Genomic DNA, 21,132 nt, shown 5'->3' with positions numbered 1-21,132 from the left:
AGGCGGCCTGAAGGATGACGGAACCGCCATCCTTCTTTGCCATCCGCACTTTTACTTTGTCCGACTCACGGCGGTTAGCATGCTACAGTTTCATAGCCGCACAGGCCTGCGAAGACGAATTCAGCGCGCTCTGTTTATTGGCTTCAACACGAAATTTTTTCCTCATAATCACATCGGAGTTCATCAACAGCTCACCGATCCCCCCGCATCGACAACTAAGGTGCGATGCTCCCCTATCCATCTCGCTCCGGATCCATTCAAACTCGGAAGATTCAACTTTGTTGAAATATTTTTAATACATATGAAGTATAGGGTTACTCGAATAGGCACTTTTACACATTTTAAAATTTTACATCAATGTATAAGCGCTTGCGCCATTTAACAAAGTTGAAGTATATTAAACATATCTATGATTTTAGAATAAGGGGAAACCATATGGATTTAGGCAGAAGAATACGATTGATTCGCAAAGAACAAAAACGGACGCAGGACGAAATCGCGCTGGCCTGCGGATTTACGAAGAGCCTCCTCTCCAAAATCGAAAGCGGCAAAACAATGCCCGCCGTCGCCACGCTGATGAAGATCGCCAATGCGCTTGGCGTCAAGGTCGCCGATCTGCTGGATGAGGATTCGCACAACGATACGATCCTCAACCGGGCCGAGCAATATAAGGATACGAGCAAATGGATCAAGACCAGCAACGGCTATTCCTTCTTCGCTTTTGCTTCCGAACGCAGAGACAAAGTGATGCAGCCGTATCTCTTTCTGGCGGAGAAAGGGGAGGTCAAGAAGCGGCAATTCTCCCATGCGGGCGAGGAATTTATCTACGTCATTTCAGGAAAAATGAAGTATAAGGTCGGGGGAGCCGAGTACGAGCTTTCCGCAGGGGACAGCGTTTACTTCAACTCGCTTGAGGAGCATTCGGTGACGCCGTTGACCGAGCAGGTGAAATATTTGGCGATTTTCACGGAAACTCAGCCTAATGCGGATTCGGACAAAGCGGAGGATTGACGCTAGCGGACCGGCTCCCTTTGGCTTGCGCAGCCTTTTAATCCAAAGGGGCTTTTTCCCATAAACCGGCGAACATGATAAAATAAGTCTAGCTATTCGAGAAAGGTGGAACAGATGATGGGATACGCGTTCGCCATTGAGCCCGATACGTACCATGCTTTTGCGGACGAGACGGCATTAATTGAGAAATGCAAGGAATGGGGGCTGTTGACGGAGAAAGCCTCTAAAGCCAAAGCATTCTTTTATAAAAGAAAAGGGATGAGTCTAGCCTGCAGCATCGTCGGCTTTGTCGATCAGATGACCGCAGTCATTGAATTTGAGAATAAGCAGAGGCACTGCATTCACCCGTCTTATCTGAAAGAGATGCAGGCGGCAAATTACGGCCAAAAGCTTGCCTCCGCGGCAGAGGAAGCGACGGTGTCCGCTTCAGCGGCAGCTGAGCCGGCTGAGTCTGAGGCGGCCGCTAATTCGGAGACGCAAGCGCCTGCCGCTGCAGCAGCCAAGGACGAAGAACCTGCGTCGGACGCGTCTTTGGGGGAAGCATCTCAGCTCGAAGCGGCGGCAATCGTAGAGCCTGCGGACGCAGAACCCGCGGCTGAAGCGCCTGCGAAAGGCAAAGCGAAAAAAGAAAAAGCAGCCAAGCTGGTCCTGCCGGAAGGAAAGGTCACAATGACCGCTACGGTGCAGGAGTTCACAACTGTCCCAAACCATTTTTCCGATTCTGACGATGAGGTTATCATCTATGAAGCGGTATCCATTGCTGAGCCTGCGGCCGAAGTCGGCCTGGCCTGGTCCAGTCACAGCGCCACGCTCAAAAAATTGGAGTTAAACGTCGGGGATACGATTACCTTCGAGGGCAAAATTGTAGCAAAGAAGCTCACTAAGCATCCCGTCCCTTATAAGATCAACAACCCGGCCAAAATACAAAAGGAGGGCCAGTAAACACGGCCCCTCCCCTCGCATGGCAGTACATACAATTTCCAACGCGCGCGAATCCCGCTCGCTCGCTGCAGTGCTGCGCGGCGGCCTTGATACATTCAGAGGCCGTCTTTTCCTTTTTCTTTTAGTAGACCGGAGATAGTCTTCATTTCCATCTCGAATACCTCGATGAACCGCGCCCCCGCTCCATTCAGCTGCTTGGCTATCTCCCGCCTTATTTCTCTATATCAAAATGGCTTTTTCGCTTGCCAGCTTCTCCTGCAGCTCAGCTGCCTTCAGCTCTTGCGGCGAGATGCCCGCAAGGGCCGCCATGGCTGCCGCCGTACCCGCCGCCTGTCCTGTTGCCATGCAGCTCGGGGACAGCCTGGTTGTTGCCAGCGCTTCGTGGCTGGTCGAAATGCAGCGGCCGCCGGCCAGCAAATTATCGATTCGCTTCGGAAGCAGCGTCCGGTAAGGAATATCGTATGCGCCGTCGCCTGCAATCCACGCTGCGGTGACGCTTTTATTCTTCGGATCGTGAATATCGATCGGGTAGCCGCTGCGCGCAATCACGTCCTCAGCCCGGCCGCCTTCCGTCACATCTTCGATCTGCAGCGTATACTGGCCGTCCAGACGGCGCGTCTCCCGGATCCCGATCTGGGCTCCGACCTGCGAGATCGAAGCGCGCTCGAAGCCGGGCAGCGTCTTCATGAAGCCGGCAATCATCAGCACCTGCTTGCGCCCGATTTCCTCGGCCAGCGTCAGTTCACTCGACATTCGTACCGTCCAGCCCCTGGACGCGGGTCATGTTCACGAGCACTTCATCCTCCTCCGGGCCGGTGAAGAACAGCACCTGATCCCGGTTGATTGGAAGATCCGCTTCCTTCCAGTGCTTATAGAAGCCCTGCACGGCGGATAAAGGAAGCTGAGGCAGCTCGGCTATCGGCGTTTTGCGGTAGAACTCGTCCGGATGCTCGATCATATACCGCTTCACCGCGTCCAGATTGACGCCGCGCATCCGGAATTTCATCGTCATCGGCTGCGTCAAACGGTCCGCTTCGCGTCCCTGCAGCACCGGCGCGCCCGACAAATAAGCCAGATCCGCATCGCCGGTCGTATCGACGAAGGTTTGGGCCTGAATCAAGATCGGGCCGGACTTCGATGAAACGCGCACGGACTCAATGTGATCCCCGGACATATTGACTTCATCCACAAAGCTGTGGAGCAGCAGCTTGACGCCCGCTTCCTTCAGCATATCGATCACCAGCACCTTGTACACCTCGGGATGGAAAGGCGTGATCGTATGCACGAAGCCGCACGTATCGCGAACGTGGCCCGGCGAAGCGTTCAGCGCTTGCAGGCGCTCGACGATTTCCTGCGCAATCCCGGCAATGACCTGCTTGCCGTCCATCGTGTGGAAGGTCATCCATGGATAAACCAGTGCGGCGGTGGACATGCCCCCGAGAAATCCGTACCGTTCGACCAGCACGGTCCGGTGCGCCTGTTCTGCCTGCGGCAATGGCGGCGTTAATGCCCGCCGGCCCGCCTCCCACGACAACGACATCGGTTTGTATCACTTGACTCATAAGCTTATTACCTCCATTGATTTGTTTATAAGGGTCTGCTAATCATTCATGCTGAATCGGGCGCCCCGGCCTTTACCCTTTGACTGCGGAGCTGGCAATGCCTTCGATAAACCATTTTTGGAATACAGCCACAATCGCGATGAGCGGCAGCAGCGCGGAAACCGATGCGGCCATAATGAGCGTATAATTGGTGCTGTTCTCATCGACGTAATTGGTCAGGCCGAGCGGAATCGTATACAGCTTGTTATCCCGCAGAAAAATCAGCGGATTCTCATATTCGTTCCAATGCCACGTAAATGTCAGAATGAGCAAGGTCACGAGCGCAGGCTTCGTCAGAGGCAGCGTAATCTGCCAGAACTGGCGCCAGAACCCGGCTCCATCCACCCGTGCCGCCTCCAGAATTTCGTTCGGCAGCGTGCTGAAAAACTGGCGCATCATAAAGGTGCCGAGCACCGAGAACATGCCGGGCAGGATCACGGCCCAGTGCGTGTTGATGATCCCAAGCTTGTCGAACAAGACAAAGCGGGGCACGAGCAAAATTTGCGCCGGAATGATCATGGTCGCGAGGTACAGCAGGAACATCGCTTCCCTGCCTTTAAAACGCAGCTTGGCGAAAGCGAAGCCCGCCAGCGAGCTGGTGACCAGCACGCCGATCACCGTGATCGACGTGATTTTGATCGAGTTCCAGTAATACAGGAAGAACGGATATTTCCCGAACCAAACCTCCTGATAATTGCCCAAATACCACTTCTTAGGAATCCACTCGATCGGGTATTTGAACAAATCGGCCGGCAGCTTAAATGACGCCGAAAACATCCAAATAAAAGGTACGACCGCCAGCACCGCAAGTAAAGCGAAAACAACCGTGGTGATCAGCTTCACCACCGTCTGGCGCCCTTTCATCGTATACAAATTCACAAGCTACGCCTCCTTCGTTTAGAAATGGCTCTGCCAGCGTTTCTGGCCCTGCCATTGAATCATAGTGATGATGAAAATAACGATGAACAATACCCACGAGACGGCAGCCGCATAGCCCATCCGGTAATGCTGGAACGCTTCGATATAGATGTGATACGCAAGCACCATCGTCGAATTGACAGGTCCGCCCTTGGTCATCACAGCAATCGCGGCGAATACCTGAAACGTAGAAATAATGAGCGTTACGGCGATCAGAAAGCTGGTCGGCTTCAGCATCGGCACCGTAATCTGGAAAAAGCCGTGCAGCTTGGACGCTCCGTCGATGTCCGAAGCCTCGTAAAGCTCCTTCGAGATGCCCTGGAGACCGGCCATATACAGCACCATCGTATACCCTGTATAGGTCCAAATGACCATAATCATGATGGCGATCAGCGCCCATTTCGGGTCCGCCAGCCAGCCCGGCGGCGAGTCGATGCCGAAGGAACGGAGCGCCGAGTTGATAGGCACCGTTCGTCGGGTTATACAGCACGCTCCATACGACCGAGATGGCTACGACACTGCTGACATAGGGGAGAAAAAACAAGACCCGCAGCACGTTTTTCAAGTAAACGAACTTATTCAGCACAACGGCAATAATCAGGCCGACCGCCATCGAGACAGGCACCGTAACCGCCGTGAAGATGACGTTATTTTGCAGTGATTTCAAAAAATACTCGTCTGTCGCCAGCTGCTTGAAATTATCCAGCCCGACCCACGTCATCCCGGCAAAGCCCTTCAAATAATCCCAGTCCGTAAAGACCATGACTAAGCTGACCGCAAGCGGAAACAGCACAAAAACCAGCACGCCCACAAAGTTAGGCAAAATGAACAAGTAGCCCGCCAGCGTCTCCGCCAGCTTCTGTCGATTCATCTTCATCGCTTTCACACCTCTTCTGTTATTACCTTCATTGTAAAAAAGCAGCGCCGCGAGCGACATGGATGAAACCTTCCGTTTTGGGTGCAATTCTACGAAATTCGACAAAAAGTCAGCCTCCGGTTAGTTCATTGTGTAAACCCATACGTCTGAGCGGGGAGAGAATTGGATATGGGATTACAGCCGCTGTTAAAGCCGTGTGGCATGGAATACATTTAGCGGTAGCCACACGGCTTTAAAGGCGGCCGCTATCGCTCTTCCACCCCATATCCAATTCCCTCTCGGTGCTGCGGTCTGCTCTGTTCCACCTCTTCACAAACCGGACTTCCTCAGATATTAAAAAAAGCCCGCAGCCGATATTCGGCTTACGGGCCTGGCTTTATGATTATTTCTTCGCGCTCTGAATCGCTTGGTCGCCGCGTTTCTTCATAGCTTCCAGCGTCTTGTCGACAGGCTGGACATTCATGAAGTACTTCTCGGCTTCTTCCTTCATCACATTGGTAATTTGAGAGAACGCGTCGGACTTGACGCGCGTCGCGAACGTATAATTCGCCTTCAGCACTTGGCTGAGCGACGCTTCGTCCAGGATGCTGCTCGAATCGCCGACAACCAGCTTCGTGATTTTATCGAAATCGGCTTTTTTGCTGGTCGGAATGCGTCCGCCTTCCACCATACCCATGTTGCCCTCCGTCAAATACCAGGACATAAACTGGAACGCCGCTTCCTTGTTGGCGCTGTTCGCATTGATCGACATGAAGTCGTTCATGCCGCCGTTGTTCACGTTCTTGCCCTTCTCCAGCTGCGGAGCCGGAGCGAACGCCACCGCAAAATCACGCGGATATTTCGCCGTATCCTTCAAGCTTCTCATCATCCAGGCGCCGCCGTACACCATAGCCGCTTTGCCGGTCAGCAGCTCATTGGCAGGGTCCAGCTTGTTGGCGATCGCTTCCGCCCAAGGCACCATGATCCCTTTATCGTACAGGCTCTTCTGAATTTCAAGCCCTTTTTGCATAGCCGGATTGTTGAAATTCGTCAGTCCGTCCTCGGTATACAGCGAATCGTTCGGCTTGGAGCCGACGAGTGTAAATTTGCCGATCAGCAAATCCGCCCCCGGCGTCACGAATGCGCCTTTCATCGCGCCATTGTTCAGCTTTGCAGCGAGTGCAGCGAACTCTTCCCAAGTCCAATCCGTCGGCACCTTCTCGCCTGCCGCTTCCAGAGCCTTCTTATTCAACACGACGAAATCGATGTTTTTGTAGCCGGGCAGGTAATGAATTTGATCTTTAAACTTGATCACGTTATCGTTGCCGATCACTTCATCGACATTAAAGGCCGCCTTCTTCACCAATTCATCGAGCGATGCGGTCATCCCGGCATTTTCTCGGCGGAACAGGTTGTTCTCCCCGTAGCTGAAAAACAAATCCGGCGCATCGCTTTGCGTCATCAATGCCGTATCCAGCTTCGTGTTCCCTGTGTCGTCATTGACGTAACGTACATATTCCACTTGAATATCGGGATGGCTTTTGTTCCAATTATCTACAACGGCTTTCGGGCCGTTCTCCTCCGGAACGCCTCCCCATAATTTCAATTTGACGCCTTTGGCGGCCGAGCCTCCGTTATTTTGAGCTTCGTCAGCCGTGCTTTTCGCATTGCTCCCGCAGCCGCTGATGATCATAGTCGAAGCAAGCGCCAGAGCGACGGTGCCCTTTACCCATGTCTTCAAATCATTTCCCCTCCGATTTCTATATGCTGGTGTTTGCGTTTTCAGATTAACAAAACAGCAGCGGCATAGAGAATGGACAATTCCTGCCGAAATCTGTCGAATTCTTAGATGTTCAACCTCGGCCAAGCACATGCTTGCGAAATTCCAGCGGGTACATCCCTTCCATTTTTTTAAACAGCTTGCTGAAATAATTGGAATCGCTGTAGCCGACCATTTCGGATATTTCATATATTTTGTAAGATTGGTCCTTCAGCAGCTCCCTTGCTTGATCCATGCGAATGCGCGTCAAATAATCCATTATAGTTTCGCCGGTTTCCTTCTTAAAAAGTACACTGAGATAATTTTCCGTAAAGCCGATCTCCTTGGCAATTTCGAATACTTTTAAATTCTCGTTATACCGGCTCCGGATCGTCTCGATGACCGCCTGGATTTCCGGCCTCCATACTTTGACCGTCAGCTGCTGAATGTAGCGGAAATAAACCCGGGTCCAGCCTGTAAACCAATCATAAATTTCCTGGAGCGTCTCCAGGCTTCGTACCGCATGGAACGGATAGCGGTCGGCATGCAGAGGGATGGAGTATAAATCTCCGCCCAGCTTGGCCGCATAATTTGCAAAAATATGCACGAGCCGTATCCACTGCTCCCGCAGCTCGTCCGGATGCTCCTGGCCTGTACTGGAAACCGCGTACCAGCGGTTCAGCCGTTCAAGCACACCAGCTTCATCCCTCAGCTCAAGCAGCTTCAGCCATTCTTCATCCGCTTGAGGCCCAATATGTCCGGGATACCGGTCCGGCTTGTAAGCTATGATCCCTCCGTACCCCTGATAAAACCGGTGAAGCAGCGCTTCTTCCGCTTGAAGGAAGCCTGCGTGCATATCGTTCAAGCTTGCCAGCGGCAGCGATAAACCGGACGATACGGATAGCTGCAGGAAGGTTTGCACCGCCGAGCCGATTTCCGTCAGCATCTCGCAAGGATCAATCGAAGTGAGGATCGCGAATTGACCGTTATCGATTTCAACAAATTCGCAGGCATCGTACTTTTTGCCGATTTCCACCATAATATTCGTCACGGTGAAATTTAACAGCCGCTCGCTGCGGAACCGGTTTTCCTCCAGTTCCTCCTGATAACGGTCCAGCTTTATCGTAACGACATAGAACGGTTCGACCGGCTCGCGGAAGCCGAACTCGCGGACGAATTCCTCCACATCCCAGGGAGAGCACGCTTTGACGAGCAGCTCCTTCAGACGCTTCTCCTTGGCTTCTCTGCTGTACACGCTCATCTTAAACTCGCGTTCCGAAGCCTGCAGCTGCTGCTCGTTCTCTATCGTAATCCGTTCTTTAAGCGCGATCAGCTTGTCCAATAGCTCCCCAGGCTCCATCGTAAGCTTCAGCACGTAATCGACTGCGCCCAGCTGCAGCGCCTTCTGCACATATTCAAAGTCGTTATGGCTCGATAGAATCAGGCATTTGATGCCGGGGAACTCCGCCTTGAGCTTCTCGATCAGCGTCAAGCCGTCGCATTCGGGCATCCGGATATCGGTCAGCACGATGTCGCAGCCGCGCTCGCGAATCAGCTCCAATGCCTCAAGACCGTTGGCCGCCTCGCCAATCAGCTCAAAACCGTGCTGCTCCCACGGAATAATCGTCTTCAATCCGACCCGCACCAGGATCTCGTCATCAGCTATTAATACTCGTATCATGTCGCTGTTCTCCCTTTCGCTGACCCGTTTCCGGCATGATGAGCGGTACCCGGATCGTCACCGTTGTTCCTTCGGACTCCATACTTTGCAGCTCTACTCCGTATTCGACGCCATAGTGCATGCGGAGCCGTTCATGCACATTGCCGATGCCGATGCCGTTATAACGCGCATGCTCCGGATGCAGCGCCAGCTTCACCTGCTCAAGCTTTTCCGCGCTCATCCCTTTGCCGTTATCCTTGACGGTCAGCTCAAGGCCGCCGTCGTATTCGGCAGCGGAGATCCGGATCGAGAGCGGCGTCCGATTACCGTGGATAATGCTGTTCTCCACAATGGGCTGCAGCGTAAATTTAAGAATGCCGCAGTCCTTGACTGCCTCCGGCAGCTGCGTTTCGATCTGCACATTGTCATGGAAGCGGATTTTTTGCAATTCCAGGTAATCCTCCAGATAAGCAAACTCTTCCTCCAGCGAGATGATCTCGCGGTCGTTTTTCATTGAAAACTCGAGCAGCTTGCCGAGCCGGGTAATCATTTGGCTCACATGCTGCGAGCCCGACAAGACGGCCATCCATTTAATCGAATTGAGCGTATTAAAAAGAAAATGCGGGTTGATTTGGGCCTGCAGCGCTTGAAATTTGGCGGCTTCCTTCCGTTTCTGCTCATCGGAAAGCTTGGCGACCAGCCCCCTCAAGCTCTCCGTCATCAAGTTGAAGTGCACGCCCAGCTTGGCCACCTCATCGGCTCCGCGCACCGCGACCTGGGCATGGAAATCCCCCTGCCCGAGCTTGCCCATCGATAATAACAGCTCCCGGAGCGGCCCGGTAAACCGCAGCATTAGAATGACGAAGACGATCGTAAATACGGCAAACCATGCGAATAACCATAGAAAGGATTGATTTTTAATCCGGTTCAGCTGCCCCGTCAAGTCGGTCTGAGGCACGAATTCGATTACCTTCCAGCCAATGCGTGGAACCGGCACCGTACTGTATAAATAGTCACGCCCGCCGACGGGCAATCTGGACAGGACGGCATCCGGACCCTTATCTGCCGCGATCTCCGTCACAAGCTGCTCCGGGTCTCCGGCGATCGGGCTTCCCTTCACATCCAGGACCTTGCTGTTATCTCCGGTGACCAGCATCAAGGTATGAGCTTGCTCGCTGTCCCCTGCCGCTGCGGTACCGGGAAAGAAGGACTCGGACGGAATGGCGATAAGCGCGATACCGATCCCTTCATCACCATGCGGAGATTTGATCAGCCGGGTCAGCATGAACCATGGCTTCGCATCGGCACCCTGCGCCAGCGCGCCTTGATAGGGCAGCTGCCAATAAGGCCAGCCCTGCTGCTGCACCGTCAACCGGTACCAAGGCTCTCCGGTGAGTCCATTGAACACCGGCTTCCCGCCAGACTCAAGGGAAGAAGTATGCACATAACCGCGAAAGTCGATAACAGCCACCATGGCGTTGCTGTCCATAATAATTCCTTTTATGTTGGACAGCTTTTTCTGAACATTCTGGTACTGCTGGAACGAGGCGTAATTATCCGTCCATTCGGGCGGGGCCTGCAGGAAATTTTGCAGCTCCGTATCGTTGACGATCAAATTGGAAGCATTCATCATCCGCTCCGACAGACCGTCCATATTCATAGCGACACTGCGCATGGATTCCTGCTGGTTCCGGTCCCCACTGCTCTTTCAACACTGCCTGCGACGAACTGTAGGAGTTATAAATAATAAAGGCGACCGGAACAATAATGCAGACAAAAAAGGACAGCAAAATTTTGCCCCTTATCGAAGCAAACAGCGCATGCAAGCCATGCCGCATAACGAAACCCCCAACGAAATATTTGCTTAACTAAATTAATATAACACAGGTGAACAGCAAAAAAACCTGTCTAAAACTGGGTAGTTTCTGGACTAAAATAAGATCTTTGCGGAGGAACGAATCCTCTCCAATGCAAAAAAGCCCCGGAACCCGAGGCTCCGGAGCAAAAGATTTCTTTCCCGTATATCCTATAATTTGTTCAGCGCCACGATACGGCAGGACCTTCCAGCTGCCTTACCGTATGGCGCTTTAGCCTCTCCAATACTGTTTATGCGGGTACCTGTAGGTCAGCGGCTCCCTGATCTCGCCGATCGCAAAGGCGCCTTCCGGCCGATACTCAAACGTCTGCTCCTTTGCCCCATAAGGAGTCGACTGACGGCGGCGTATGCAATCCAGCAGCACCTGCTGCTTCAAGGATAAGTACTGCAGCGTATGCGGACCGAACTGCGCTTCAATCTCGCCGGGGCGGAATTCGTAATAGACGGTGCGGCGAAGCGGATTCCCGTCACCGCTCGGGGCCCGTGCACGGACCAGAATGTCGTGCAGAATGACATCTCCCGGCTGCATAGGAACCGGAATTGCATCGGAGGTATCGAAGTCCGGGCGGCTGCAGCGCGCATCAGCGTCTTCCTTGCTCCACCGGTTGCTGCCCGGAATAACCCACAGGCATGTTTTCAGGTCGGCTTCATCCAAATAAAAATCAACATTGAAAATCGGCCTCGTATCCGTGCACCCCTCCGGTACGGCGGCGTCCCGGTGCCAATCCACAATTATTCCCTCATCAGGCGCCTTGAGCACCATAGAGTCCCACGTAGGAATGAAATTCACGCCCTGCAGCCGTTCAACCGATTTCAGAATAAACGGATGGCCCAGCAAAGCCTTCATCGGCTCGCTCTTGTCTATCACATATTCGATCCTCCGCAGCGTGTCCCTGCCCGTTTTGGCTCCTTTCCCATACATGTAATCCGGGTCCTGCACCACCTCGGCCGTCCCTTTCTCATACAGCTTGTTCATTTCGGCCTGCACAATAGCCAGTTCTTCGCCTGCCAGCACATTGCGTATCACCATGAACCCATTATCCAGAAAAAATTGCGCCTGTTCGTCCGTAATCTTCTCCTGCCTCCGTGCATCCACAAAGGGCATTTCCACCTGACTCGATGACATGTACATTCTTCCTTCCATCTGTATTTTCCATAGCTCAACGTACATATTACTCAATCCCCTGCCGATTGTATTTAGCACATAGTAACAATTCAGTTGCTCAAATCACTCTTTTCTTGACGTCTCTGGAGACGCTGATTTATGTTAAAGATGGAAAGGAGCGTGTGAATCCATGCCGAATCCATCCAACTCACTTCATCTGCTCGAACCCGCTGAAACGATCGATCAGCTGCAGGAATATTATTTCCCTCCCTATATCACCCTCGCACATTTGTTCAACGCTCCCAAGGGCTGGGAGATCAAAAGCCGAACCTTGAACCAGTACCAATTCCAGTACGTTCTCGAAGGCATGGCCGAGTACAGCATCGGCGCCAGTACCATTCTGACGAAGAAAGGAGATCTCGTTTACCACACACCGCACGTTCAGCATTACGTCCGAACGGTGGAGGATGAGCCTTACGTCTGCATTTCAATCGTATTTCATTTCGGCGCTTCCCGGTTTCCGATCCAGGACATGATGGGCACCGAGCCGTCTCATCGGCAATTTCGCCGACCACTCTGTCGAGCATAAGCTGTCGCAGCTGATTACGCTTTATCACCAGCCCGGGCCGCAGCATCAGATCGTCTGCCAAAGCCTGCTGCTCCAGCTGCTGCATGACCTTCAAAGCTGGAGCCAAGAGCAAAGCCAGACGAAGGTCCAGGAAAAGACGAATGCCAAGATGGTCCTGATCCGCAATTATATCGCCAAGCATTACAACAAAAACTTGCAGCATAAGGAGTTGGAGAACGTCTCGGGACTGACCCGGAATTACATCATAGTGAAGTTCCGCCACGCGTTCGGCATGACCCCGTTTGAGTATTTAAGTCTGGTCCGGATCGAAAGAGCGAAGGAGCTCGTCATTCAAACGAATTTATCCATCGGTGAAATTTCGCAAATTGTCGGCTATTCGGATGTCCATACGTTTGGACGCATGTTTAAGAACAAGACCGGCACGAGCTTAAGCCAGTTTTGCTCCTCTCTCGTCACCGACTAAGGCTGTGCCTGCCGCCGGCCGGTTTTGAGTAAATTTTGAAGCGTTTTCGATAAATCATTTAATTGAAAGGCTCCCCAAAATTACTCGGATCCGGTTTCCAAAATCACCGGCTCCCTCTTCTCCCAGAACAGCAACTACGACATCGTTCATCTCGATGAATTATTAACGGCTACGTTTAAAAACGCATGCTTTCTCGAGCCGATCAACGAGGTCATGGAGCCGGTCAAGCAAAATTACTCCGACTCGGTTCTGAAGCCCATCTCCATATCGGACGGCAAGTACTATTCCGTTCCTGTAACTACATGTATTTGTCCGTGAATAAATAGAATACCTGCGCCATCCACCATAGCGGTATGGTATTGAAATTTATGGCTTCTACCGAAGGGCGTATAGCCTGCCCATAAGCGCTTGGCGAAAAAAAGATAGCCGCATCACCTTTATCGGGTGACCGGCTATCTTTTTTCATTTTGCTATCCAGACTCAACCTGACTCAATCCAGCCGAATGACCGATTTGATAAAACCGGGCGGCTTGCTTCGAATGGCCTCATAGGCTTGATCTACCTCATCCAGACGGAACTCATGCGTAATCAAGTCCCTCATGTTAAAATGCCCTGCGGCAATCAGCTTCAAGCCGGCCTCCATTTGCCTCAAATGCACGGCGCTGCGCCGCTCATGCGCGTTGATGACCGAAAGGGCTTTCCAGTTCCACAGCTCCATGTTAACGCTGCGCATGCCGCCTTGATGATAGCCGACGACGGACAGCGTCCCATGGACGGCGGCCATATTTCCCGCCAGCTGCAGCCCGCTCTCCGTGCCGCTCGCCTCGACGGCGACCCGGACCCCCGGGATGCCCTGCTCCATATGTTTCCACTCGGTGACCTTGTATTCCGGCTTAACGTTATCCGGCGTGCAGACCTCCTCCGCTCCGAAGCGCATCGCATGCCCGAGGCTTTCCTCGCGCGGATCGACGGCAACGATCCGTCCTGCTCCTTTGAGCTTCATCAGCTGAAGAAAGCCGAGACCCATGAAGCCGGTTCCCACAAGGGCCACGTCATCGCCAAGCGATACCGGCGTCCGGTTCGCTCCGCTCATCAGGCAGGACAGCGGCTCGCCCAGCGCCTCCAGATCGTCCAGGCCGTCCGGGACCCGGACGATGCTGCGGTAATCCGCTTTCGTAAATTGAGCGAACGCCTGATGTATCAAGCCGGTGACGCGGTCGCCTTCTTGAAAGCCCGTGACGCGCGGGCCGACCGCCTCCACGATGCCTACCGGCTCGTGCCCGAACAGGCGGCGGCCCGAGGCCTCCAGCCAAGGATGCAGCTCGGACGCGCATACGCCGCACGCCTTCACCCGAATGAGAACCTCCTCGTCCCCGATCGAAGGAATGTCCAGCTCCACAAGCTCACTATGCCGCTTACCGGTAATCACGCTGGCTTTCATTCTCATATCGCCGTGCACCTCAGCCTTCCAATTTCGCGAACAAATCCTGAAATACTTTGTCCCTGTTTACATGACGGACGTAACGGATGAAATGGCGCGAGGGGTCGAAGCTCCATCTGAAATCCTCGGACAGGATCGGGCTGTGCACGAGGGCGCTGGGCAGCCAGGCGTCGTTATTCAAGAAAGCAATCGTCGAAATATCCCAAATGACCCGCGAATAGCCCGTATGGTCGTCGTGGCAGTTTTTATACGTTTCGTACAGGTAGCTTCCGACCGCTCCCTTGTCCTTTACATAATCCTCCACCTCCGACAAGGTCGTCAGCAGGTGCGAGGTTACGCCCATGCATGGGACAAGGACGAGCGGGACGCCGCTGTCCAGGACGATTCGGGATGCGTGCAAATCCTGGGCCAGATTGAACTCCTTCGTGTCCGGCCAATGCAGGGCATGCCCGCCGAGCCACACCACGACGATCCTCTCAACGATGCTAGGCTCCATCAGGAGCGCCGAAGCCACGTTCGTGATCGCGCCGATAGCTACGACATACAGCGGGTCGTCTTCGCTGCGCGCCATAGCCCGCTCCACCAGATTGCGCGCCGCAGCGCTCTCCACCGGCACATCGGCGGCCGGCAGGTACGCTTCCGAGCCTTTGTATATCGGGATCTCGCCCGTTTTGCCCATCACGGACAATATTTTCTCCAGCTCGTCGTAGCTTTTCTCCATGCCGTCCTTCGGTCCCGTAGAGAGCGAATTGTAGAACGGCGTGGCGTACAAAGCCTCCAGCTGTATGCTATCCTTCGACTGCAGCGCATAGATGACCGCAAACTGGTCGTCAATCTCGTTGTATGTATCCGTATCCAGCACGATGCTTACTTTTCCTTGCGGAGGATTCAGGCGGCGAATGAGCAGCTCCTGAGACAGCTTCGGAAATGACATGGTACAGCACTCCTTCAACGATTATTCTTTAATTCCGGAATGGGTAACGCCCTGAATAAAATAGCGCTGCAGCGGCAGCAAGAGCAGAATGGGGATAATAAAGGCAATGACCGAGGCGGCAAACATCTCATTCCAGATCGTTGCGTGCTCCGTCGTAAAGTCGCTCATCGCCACTTGAATGACCTTATACTGCTTCGACCGGGTCACGATCAACGGCCACATGAAGGATTCCCATTGCGAGATGAACAGCATGAGGGCCGCGCTTACCGTCACAGGCTTGCTTAACGGCATCACGATCCAAGCGTAGATTCGCCCCCAAGTGGCGCCGTCCATCCGAGCCGATTCCAGCAGCGAGTCCGGCAGATCGAGAAAAAACTGGCGAAACAAGAAAATCACGAGTCCGTTCGCGACCGCGGGAACGACAATGCCGTAGTAGGTGTCGATCCAGCCCAGCTGGTTGACCAAGCCGTACAGCGGAATCGCAATGACCTCGAACGGAATCATAAAGGTCAGCAGCACAAGGCCGAACAATGCATGCTTTCCTCTGAATTGGAATTTGGCGAACGCAAATGCCGCCATCGACCCCAGCAGAACGCCGAACAGCACGGTCATCAGAGCAACATAGAAGGTGTTAAACAGCACCGAGCCGAAGTTCCGTTCCGCGAACAGATTGATATAGGCCTCGAAGGTCACATTCGTCGGGAAAAACGTACGCCACGTCACCGGAGAGACGTATTTATAAATGTCGTTCAAGGGCCGAACCGAGGAAACGACCGCAAACAGCAGAGGAAACAGGATGCAAAAGGCCGTTACGATCTGTACCAAATAAATGGCGGATTTCGTTAAGCTCGCCGCTCCTTTCATCTTGATCATCCCCTAACTATACTTTAGACCGCAGCAGTCGAAACTGCAATCCGATAATTAGCAAAATAAGGATAAGCAGCAAAATTACGATGGCAGAGGCACGGCCCGGGTCCGAATAGACGAAGGCGCTGTTAAAGCTCTCCTCCATCAGCACGTTCGTGCTGTTCTCCGGCCCGCCCTTCGTCAAGATGTACATCGGCGCGAACAACAGGAAATTGGCGACGGTGTCTGCAACCGTGACGAAGGTCAGCGGACGCTTCATCAGCGGGAACGTCACATCCCGGAACCGGTCCCACTTTCCGGCCCCGTCTATGCTGGCTGCCTCATAGAGAACCTGCGGCACCTCCTGCAGGCCGGCCAGCAAGAACACGGCCCAATAGCCGACGCCCTTCCAGGTGGCAATGAGAATGATGATCCAGATCGCCTGATCCTTGCTGGTAAGGAAGGGCTGCGGTGAAAAGCCGAGCCCGATAAGTATGGAATTCATTACGCCTTGTTCCGGGTTGAGCATAATGTTCCACAGAATACATGCGATTGGCAGAGAAACGGCGATAGGGATAAAGCTGACGCTGCGAAAAGCTTGGATGCCCTTCAGCCTTGAGTTTAGCAGCAGCGCGAGTCCGAAGGCCAGGCCAATCTGGATCGGATTGACGAACACGTTGAAGAACAAGGTCACATATACCGAGTGCCAAAAAACGTGATCCGCGAACAAGCCCGTATAATTGTCCAAGCCTACGAAGGCATCAAGGCCGGCAATAAATCCTGGAGCGTACAAGCTGTTCTTCAAACCGAGAGCAATCGGGTATACCTTGAAAATCAGCAGCAGCACTACGGCGGGAGCCAAAAACAGATAAGGCACGTATCTCGCTTTCATCATGGCCCGCTCCTTTATTTAGCCAATGACTCGTATTTTTTCAGCTGACGGTCCATCTGTACGGCAATGTCGTCCAGCGCCTTCTTCGGTCCGTCCCGTTCTTGATGTCGTCATACGCTTTATTGAACAGCGATTCGAACTCCAGGAAGCCCGGCGTGACCGGTCTCGGCACCGCCGTATGCTGCGCCTCGTAAGTCGCGATCCGGTAAATGTTATCCGGGAACTGGTCGTATTTCTTGTCGTCGTTAATCATCTTCAAAATATCGTTGTTGGACGGCAGGTCGTGGTTGCCGTTAAACCAGATTTTCGATCCTTCCCCGACAGTTAAATAGTCAATAAATTTGGCGGCCGCCTCTTTCTTGGTTGAATATTTGCTGACGCCCACATGCCAGCTTCCGGTCGGCGTCGCGATCTTCTGCCCCGCAAAAAACGGGTGCGGCGCAATTCCGTAATTTACCTTCGCCTCGTTAAATTTGCCGGTATTCCAGGTTCCCCCGACGAACATGGCGACCTTGCCGGTGGCAAAGAAATCCCCCGATTCCTCCGCAGTAATCTTGGGACTGACCTTCCATGTGTTGTACAAGTCGGAATAAAACTTCGCGGCCTGCAGCGATTTCTCCGAGTTGACGAAGCCGGTCGCCGTCAAGCCGTTGCCGCTAAGCGGCTTCGCCCCCAAGCTTTCGGACAGCGCAAGCATCTGATAAGCACGGCCGATCTGTTCGAAGCTGAACCCGAAAATATCGTTCTGGCCGTCGCCGTTCGTATCGTAGGTCAGCTGCTTGGCGGCGTCGATGACCTGCTCCCACGTCCATCGTTTGTCGATTTCGAACGAAGGCGGAGCGATCCCCTTCTTCGCAAAAATATCCTTATTGTAATAGAGCACCTGCGAGGAAGTATTCATCGGCGCAGCCATCAGCTTACCGTTATACGTACCGGCTTGAATAGAAGACTCGATCCATTTGCTCTGCCAATCCCGGCTCGACAGCAGCGGCTCGAGCGGGTCGACATAGCCTTTGGCGGAATAATTCGACACCAGCGGCCCATCGATCGTAACGACGTCGTATTCCTTCGATCTGGAGCCGAGCTTCACTTCAATCGTCTCGAACAGCTGCCGGAACGGGTACATTTCCAGCTTGACTTTGATACCCGGGTTTTGCTTCTCGAAGCCGGCGATAACATCGTTCAAGCCGTGTTTATCCCAATCCGAGAGCGTAATCATCGTAATTTCCGCAGTTCCGCCGTCGGGTTTCTTCCCTGGCGCCTCCGTGCCCGGAGCAGCGGTATCGGTGGAAGCCGGAGTCGCATTGTTGGAAGACGTACACCCGGCGGCCAGCATCAATGCCAATATGGAAGCAACGAGCGCGGATAACGATTTCTTCAAGCGGAATCCTCCCCTTCTCTTCATCTCAAGCTCTCGATAATGCCTTGAAAGAGGCTCAAATCCTGTTTAAAATCCTCCGGCGTCGTCTTAGGCTGAAGTTCTTGCGTGACCACATCGTAAAAATATTCCAGCTCATGCGTATAAGGATCCTTGAACGTGGGCCGGACGACGGATTCATAGTAAGCGTCGCCGATCGTTTCCGATACGATCAGCCGTGTAGGCAGGTGACGGATATAAGGCGTGTCGTACTGTACCTTCAACGATTTGGCCGAAGAGTAGACCTCGATATGGGCATCGAACCGTCTTTGGTTATCCACCCCCGTTTCAAACGTCGTATAGAACCCGTCGTATTCGAGAAGAGCGCTGATATATCTCCCGCCATTCCACTGCGCAGCCGCTTTTACCCGCTTCGGCACCCCGATAATTTCGCGCATGGCCGACAAATCGTGGCTGCTGAGCCCGCATAGCAGCCGGTAGGCGGACACCAGCTCCGGCGGCGCCTCGCCAATCGCGTCCAGCACCATCCGCTGCGCCCGCTCCGACTTGTCGCGCATCATTTCCTCGGATATATCCTGAAACCGGAGCACATTGCTGGACTGCTCGATGATCAGACGGTTCTGCCCGATAATATCGCGCACACGCGCATATTGTATTTGGTCCATGCTCCTCACTTTTTCCGCCGCCTGCACGAAGGCCGGGGCGAAGCGGCGCATGTAGCCTACCATGACCTGCACACCCGCTTCGTCCCTTGCCGCAATGATGGCGTCCGCATCCGCCTGGTTTAGGGCCATCGGCTTCTCGATCAACACGTGCTTCTTCTGCTGCAAGGCCGCTATCGCGCATTCGGCATGGTATTCGTCGCTGTTCAGCACGAATACCGCATCAAGGTCCGGCTGAGCCGCCATAGTATGCGCATCCGCATACAGCTTCCTGACCCGGTACCGTTCCCCCATAGCCTGCAGCAATTGCGGCGAAATATCGCATAAGGCGGCTATCTCATACCGGTCCGAGAGCGTCTCCAGGATGGGCAAATGAATAATTTGCGCCACTTCCCCCAAGCCAACAACGCCTACCTTTAATCTTTTCATCGTATCCCTCCCGTAATTTCGCTGCTTGCTGGATTCGTTGCATACTGCCTTAGCCTTTCACGGAACCGGCCACGGCCCCATGGATCATATACTTTTGCACGAACAGGAAAATCACGAACGTCGGCAGCAGAGCCAATGTGGCGGCTGCGCTCAAGCTTCCCCAATCCGTTGCGTACTGCTGCATAAACATTTGAATCCCGACGGGGATTGTCATCAGCTCGTTCTTACGCAGGAATACATTGGCAATTAAGTATTCGTTCCAGGAGAACAGAAACGAAAAGATGGCGACGGCGGCAATCCCGGGGCCTGAGATCGGCAGGATGATCCGGACAAAGCTTTGCGACTTGGTGCAGCCGTCAATCCAGGCGGCTTCCTCCAGGTCCTTCGGGATCGCATCGAAAAAACCTTTGTACATCCAGATCGCAAACGGCAGATTGGCTGTAATGTACAGAATACAAACCGCAAAATACGTATTAATGAGATCCAATTTACGGAACATGATAAAAAGCGGAATGAGCACCAGGATGACCGGGAACATTTGCAGCATGAGCAGGGAATTCGAGTACAGCTTGATAAAGACCGAACGGTATCTCGAAAGCGCATAGCCTGCGAAAGCGGCGAGAATAATGCTTGCACTCGTTCCGATCAGCGCAACGATTATACTGTTCTTGAAATACATCCAGAACTTCGCCCGGGAATTCAAATAAATGAAATTGTCCAGCGAAGGCTGCTTGGGCAGCAAACTTTTGGATGACAAGATTTCGGACGTCGGCTTCAGGGAGTTCAAAATCACCATAATGATAGGCAAATTGACCAGAATCACAATGATCAGAAGGGTAGTAAACAGCATCCATTTGCGCAGCTTCTTGTGTTTCATTCGATCCCCTTCCTTTTAGTCTTGGCTTTTATTTTGATTTCGCAAGAACAGGGTGGCGAGCGTCATCAGAATAATGAGAGCGACGATGGCCATCGCCGAGCCGGTGCCGACATCGTTTTTCGTAAACGTATACTTATAGGCGAGAATAATTAAGTTTTCCGTTGCGTTGGCAGGCCCGCCCTGCGTCAGCAGCCAGATCGTATCGAAGTCGTTAAACGACCAGATGGTCATCAGAATCCAGCACACCACTGTAATCGACTTGAGCTGCGGCAGCGTAATATGCACGAAGGACTGCCATCTGCCGGCGCCGTCCATAGAGGCGGATTCATACAGCGACTGGTCTATGCTCTGCAGGCCTGCAAGGCAGGAGATCATCATGAAGGGAAAGCTGCGCCATATTTTGATCAGGCAGACGGTAAAAATAGCCCATTGCTCATTGGCAAGAAACAGGATCGGCTTGAATCCCAGCCACACGAGGAAGGTGTTCACCAAGCCCTCCTGCGCCCCGAGCATCCACCGCCAGCTGATAATCGATACGATGGAGGGAACAATCCAGGGCACCAGCAGCGCAACCCGGAAGAAGCCCCTCCCCGGGATATCCTTGTTCAGCAGGACGGCGAGCCCGAGGCCGATAACATAGCTGCCAATGACGGAAAAAAAAGCGAAGATAGCGCTGAAATATAAGGAATGGATAAAGTCCGGCATCGTAAACAAGCGCAAGTAATTGACAATGCCCACAAACGTCCCCTGCTGAATGAGCGAGCCGTCGCTTAAGCTGTACAGCAGCCCGGAAACAAAGGGGTAGAAATTAATCAGCAGGACGAGAAACAGGGACGGAAGCAGATAATAAACCGGCAGCAGCTCGAACCTTCGTTTTGTCGTTGGCCCCATCG

At 53.2% G+C, this 21,132-nt stretch carries 18 protein-coding genes and 1 pseudogene; 4 read left to right on the top strand and 15 right to left on the bottom strand.

Annotated features, from left to right (window positions below; all coding sequences use genetic code 11):
- Window positions 1-435 precede the first annotated feature (435 nt).
- Both ACHHV8_RS07290 and ACHHV8_RS07285 read left to right on the top strand, forming a co-directional pair.
- Window positions 436-1,011, top strand: a complete 576-nt coding sequence (locus ACHHV8_RS07290) for a helix-turn-helix domain-containing protein (RefSeq protein WP_395157687.1) — start codon at window positions 436-438, stop codon at window positions 1,009-1,011.
- Window positions 1,012-1,128: 117 nt separating this feature from the next.
- Window positions 1,129-1,953 (top strand): hypothetical protein, encoded by an 825-nt coding sequence (locus tag ACHHV8_RS07285; RefSeq protein ID WP_395163445.1) that lies wholly within the window; start codon window positions 1,129-1,131, stop codon window positions 1,951-1,953.
- Window positions 1,954-2,172: 219 nt separating this feature from the next.
- Here the strand turns inward: ACHHV8_RS07285 and ACHHV8_RS07280 are convergent.
- The 7 genes and pseudogenes from ACHHV8_RS07280 to ACHHV8_RS07250 form a co-directional block, all read right to left on the bottom strand.
- Window positions 2,173-3,515 (bottom strand): annotated as a pseudogene (locus ACHHV8_RS07280) (FAD-dependent oxidoreductase).
- 72 nt (window positions 3,516-3,587) lie between these two features.
- Window positions 3,588-4,433: a carbohydrate ABC transporter permease gene (locus tag ACHHV8_RS07275; protein WP_395157686.1), complete on the bottom strand. Its 846-nt coding sequence runs from the start codon at window positions 4,431-4,433 to the stop codon at window positions 3,588-3,590.
- Between the two features lie 18 nt (window positions 4,434-4,451).
- Entirely contained in the window at window positions 4,452-4,940 is a 489-nt protein-coding gene (locus ACHHV8_RS07270) for a carbohydrate ABC transporter permease (protein WP_395157685.1), read from the bottom strand.
- Between the two features lie 791 nt (window positions 4,941-5,731).
- The gene (locus ACHHV8_RS07265) at window positions 5,732-7,069 is read right to left on the bottom strand and encodes an ABC transporter substrate-binding protein (RefSeq protein WP_395157684.1); all 1,338 of its coding nucleotides are present in this window, start codon (window positions 7,067-7,069) and stop codon (window positions 5,732-5,734) included.
- Between the two features lie 112 nt (window positions 7,070-7,181).
- A complete protein-coding gene (locus tag ACHHV8_RS07260) occupies window positions 7,182-8,768 on the bottom strand; it encodes a response regulator (RefSeq protein WP_395157683.1) in 1,587 nt (528 codons plus the stop codon).
- Window positions 8,746-10,422, bottom strand: a complete 1,677-nt coding sequence (locus ACHHV8_RS07255) for a cache domain-containing sensor histidine kinase (RefSeq protein ID WP_395157682.1) — start codon at window positions 10,420-10,422, stop codon at window positions 8,746-8,748. The genes ACHHV8_RS07260 and ACHHV8_RS07255 overlap by 23 nt, the downstream gene beginning before the upstream one ends.
- A gap of 412 nt (window positions 10,423-10,834) precedes the next feature.
- A complete protein-coding gene (locus ACHHV8_RS07250) occupies window positions 10,835-11,749 on the bottom strand; it encodes a phytanoyl-CoA dioxygenase family protein (RefSeq protein WP_395157681.1) in 915 nt (304 codons plus the stop codon).
- A gap of 169 nt (window positions 11,750-11,918) precedes the next feature.
- On the opposite strand from ACHHV8_RS07250, the gene ACHHV8_RS07245 reads away from it, so the two are divergent.
- Both ACHHV8_RS07245 and ACHHV8_RS07240 read left to right on the top strand, forming a co-directional pair.
- Window positions 11,919-12,317 (top strand): cupin domain-containing protein, encoded by a 399-nt coding sequence (locus tag ACHHV8_RS07245; protein ID WP_395157680.1) that lies wholly within the window; start codon window positions 11,919-11,921, stop codon window positions 12,315-12,317.
- A gap of 148 nt (window positions 12,318-12,465) precedes the next feature.
- Entirely contained in the window at window positions 12,466-12,780 is a 315-nt protein-coding gene (locus tag ACHHV8_RS07240; protein WP_395157679.1) for a helix-turn-helix domain-containing protein, read from the top strand.
- 490 nt (window positions 12,781-13,270) lie between these two features.
- On the opposite strand, the gene ACHHV8_RS07235 is transcribed toward ACHHV8_RS07240, so the two are convergent.
- Genes ACHHV8_RS07235 through ACHHV8_RS07200 form a run of 8 tightly spaced genes read right to left on the bottom strand, consistent with a single transcriptional unit; the run spans window position 13,271 to window position 21,130 of the window.
- Window positions 13,271-14,227, bottom strand: a complete 957-nt coding sequence (locus ACHHV8_RS07235; protein WP_395157678.1) for an alcohol dehydrogenase catalytic domain-containing protein — start codon at window positions 14,225-14,227, stop codon at window positions 13,271-13,273.
- A 13-nt stretch (window positions 14,228-14,240) separates the two neighbouring features.
- The gene (locus ACHHV8_RS07230) at window positions 14,241-15,155 is read right to left on the bottom strand and encodes a nucleoside hydrolase (protein WP_395157677.1); all 915 of its coding nucleotides are present in this window, start codon (window positions 15,153-15,155) and stop codon (window positions 14,241-14,243) included.
- Window positions 15,156-15,176: 21 nt separating this feature from the next.
- Entirely contained in the window at window positions 15,177-16,019 is an 843-nt protein-coding gene (locus ACHHV8_RS07225; protein WP_395157676.1) for a carbohydrate ABC transporter permease, read from the bottom strand.
- A gap of 16 nt (window positions 16,020-16,035) precedes the next feature.
- Window positions 16,036-16,896: a carbohydrate ABC transporter permease gene (locus tag ACHHV8_RS07220; protein ID WP_395157675.1), complete on the bottom strand. Its 861-nt coding sequence runs from the start codon at window positions 16,894-16,896 to the stop codon at window positions 16,036-16,038.
- 37 nt (window positions 16,897-16,933) lie between these two features.
- Window positions 16,934-18,274, bottom strand: a complete 1,341-nt coding sequence (locus tag ACHHV8_RS07215) for an ABC transporter substrate-binding protein (protein WP_395157674.1) — start codon at window positions 18,272-18,274, stop codon at window positions 16,934-16,936.
- Window positions 18,275-18,294: 20 nt separating this feature from the next.
- Window positions 18,295-19,362, bottom strand: coding sequence for a Gfo/Idh/MocA family protein (locus tag ACHHV8_RS07210; RefSeq protein ID WP_395157673.1), 1,068 nt, complete (start codon window positions 19,360-19,362; stop codon window positions 18,295-18,297).
- A gap of 49 nt (window positions 19,363-19,411) precedes the next feature.
- Complete coding sequence (locus ACHHV8_RS07205; RefSeq protein ID WP_395157672.1) at window positions 19,412-20,239, bottom strand: carbohydrate ABC transporter permease; 828 nt, start codon at window positions 20,237-20,239, stop codon at window positions 19,412-19,414.
- A gap of 15 nt (window positions 20,240-20,254) precedes the next feature.
- The gene (locus ACHHV8_RS07200) at window positions 20,255-21,130 is read right to left on the bottom strand and encodes a carbohydrate ABC transporter permease (protein ID WP_395157671.1); all 876 of its coding nucleotides are present in this window, start codon (window positions 21,128-21,130) and stop codon (window positions 20,255-20,257) included.
- Window positions 21,131-21,132: the final 2 nt, after the last annotated feature.

This window comes from Paenibacillus sp. TAB_01 (genome assembly GCF_043945595.1).
Lineage (GTDB): Bacteria > Bacillota > Bacilli > Paenibacillales > NBRC-103111 > Paenibacillus_S.
The sequence above is the reverse complement of the archived record's forward strand: the minus strand, read 5'-3'. Positions and strand labels throughout refer to the sequence as shown.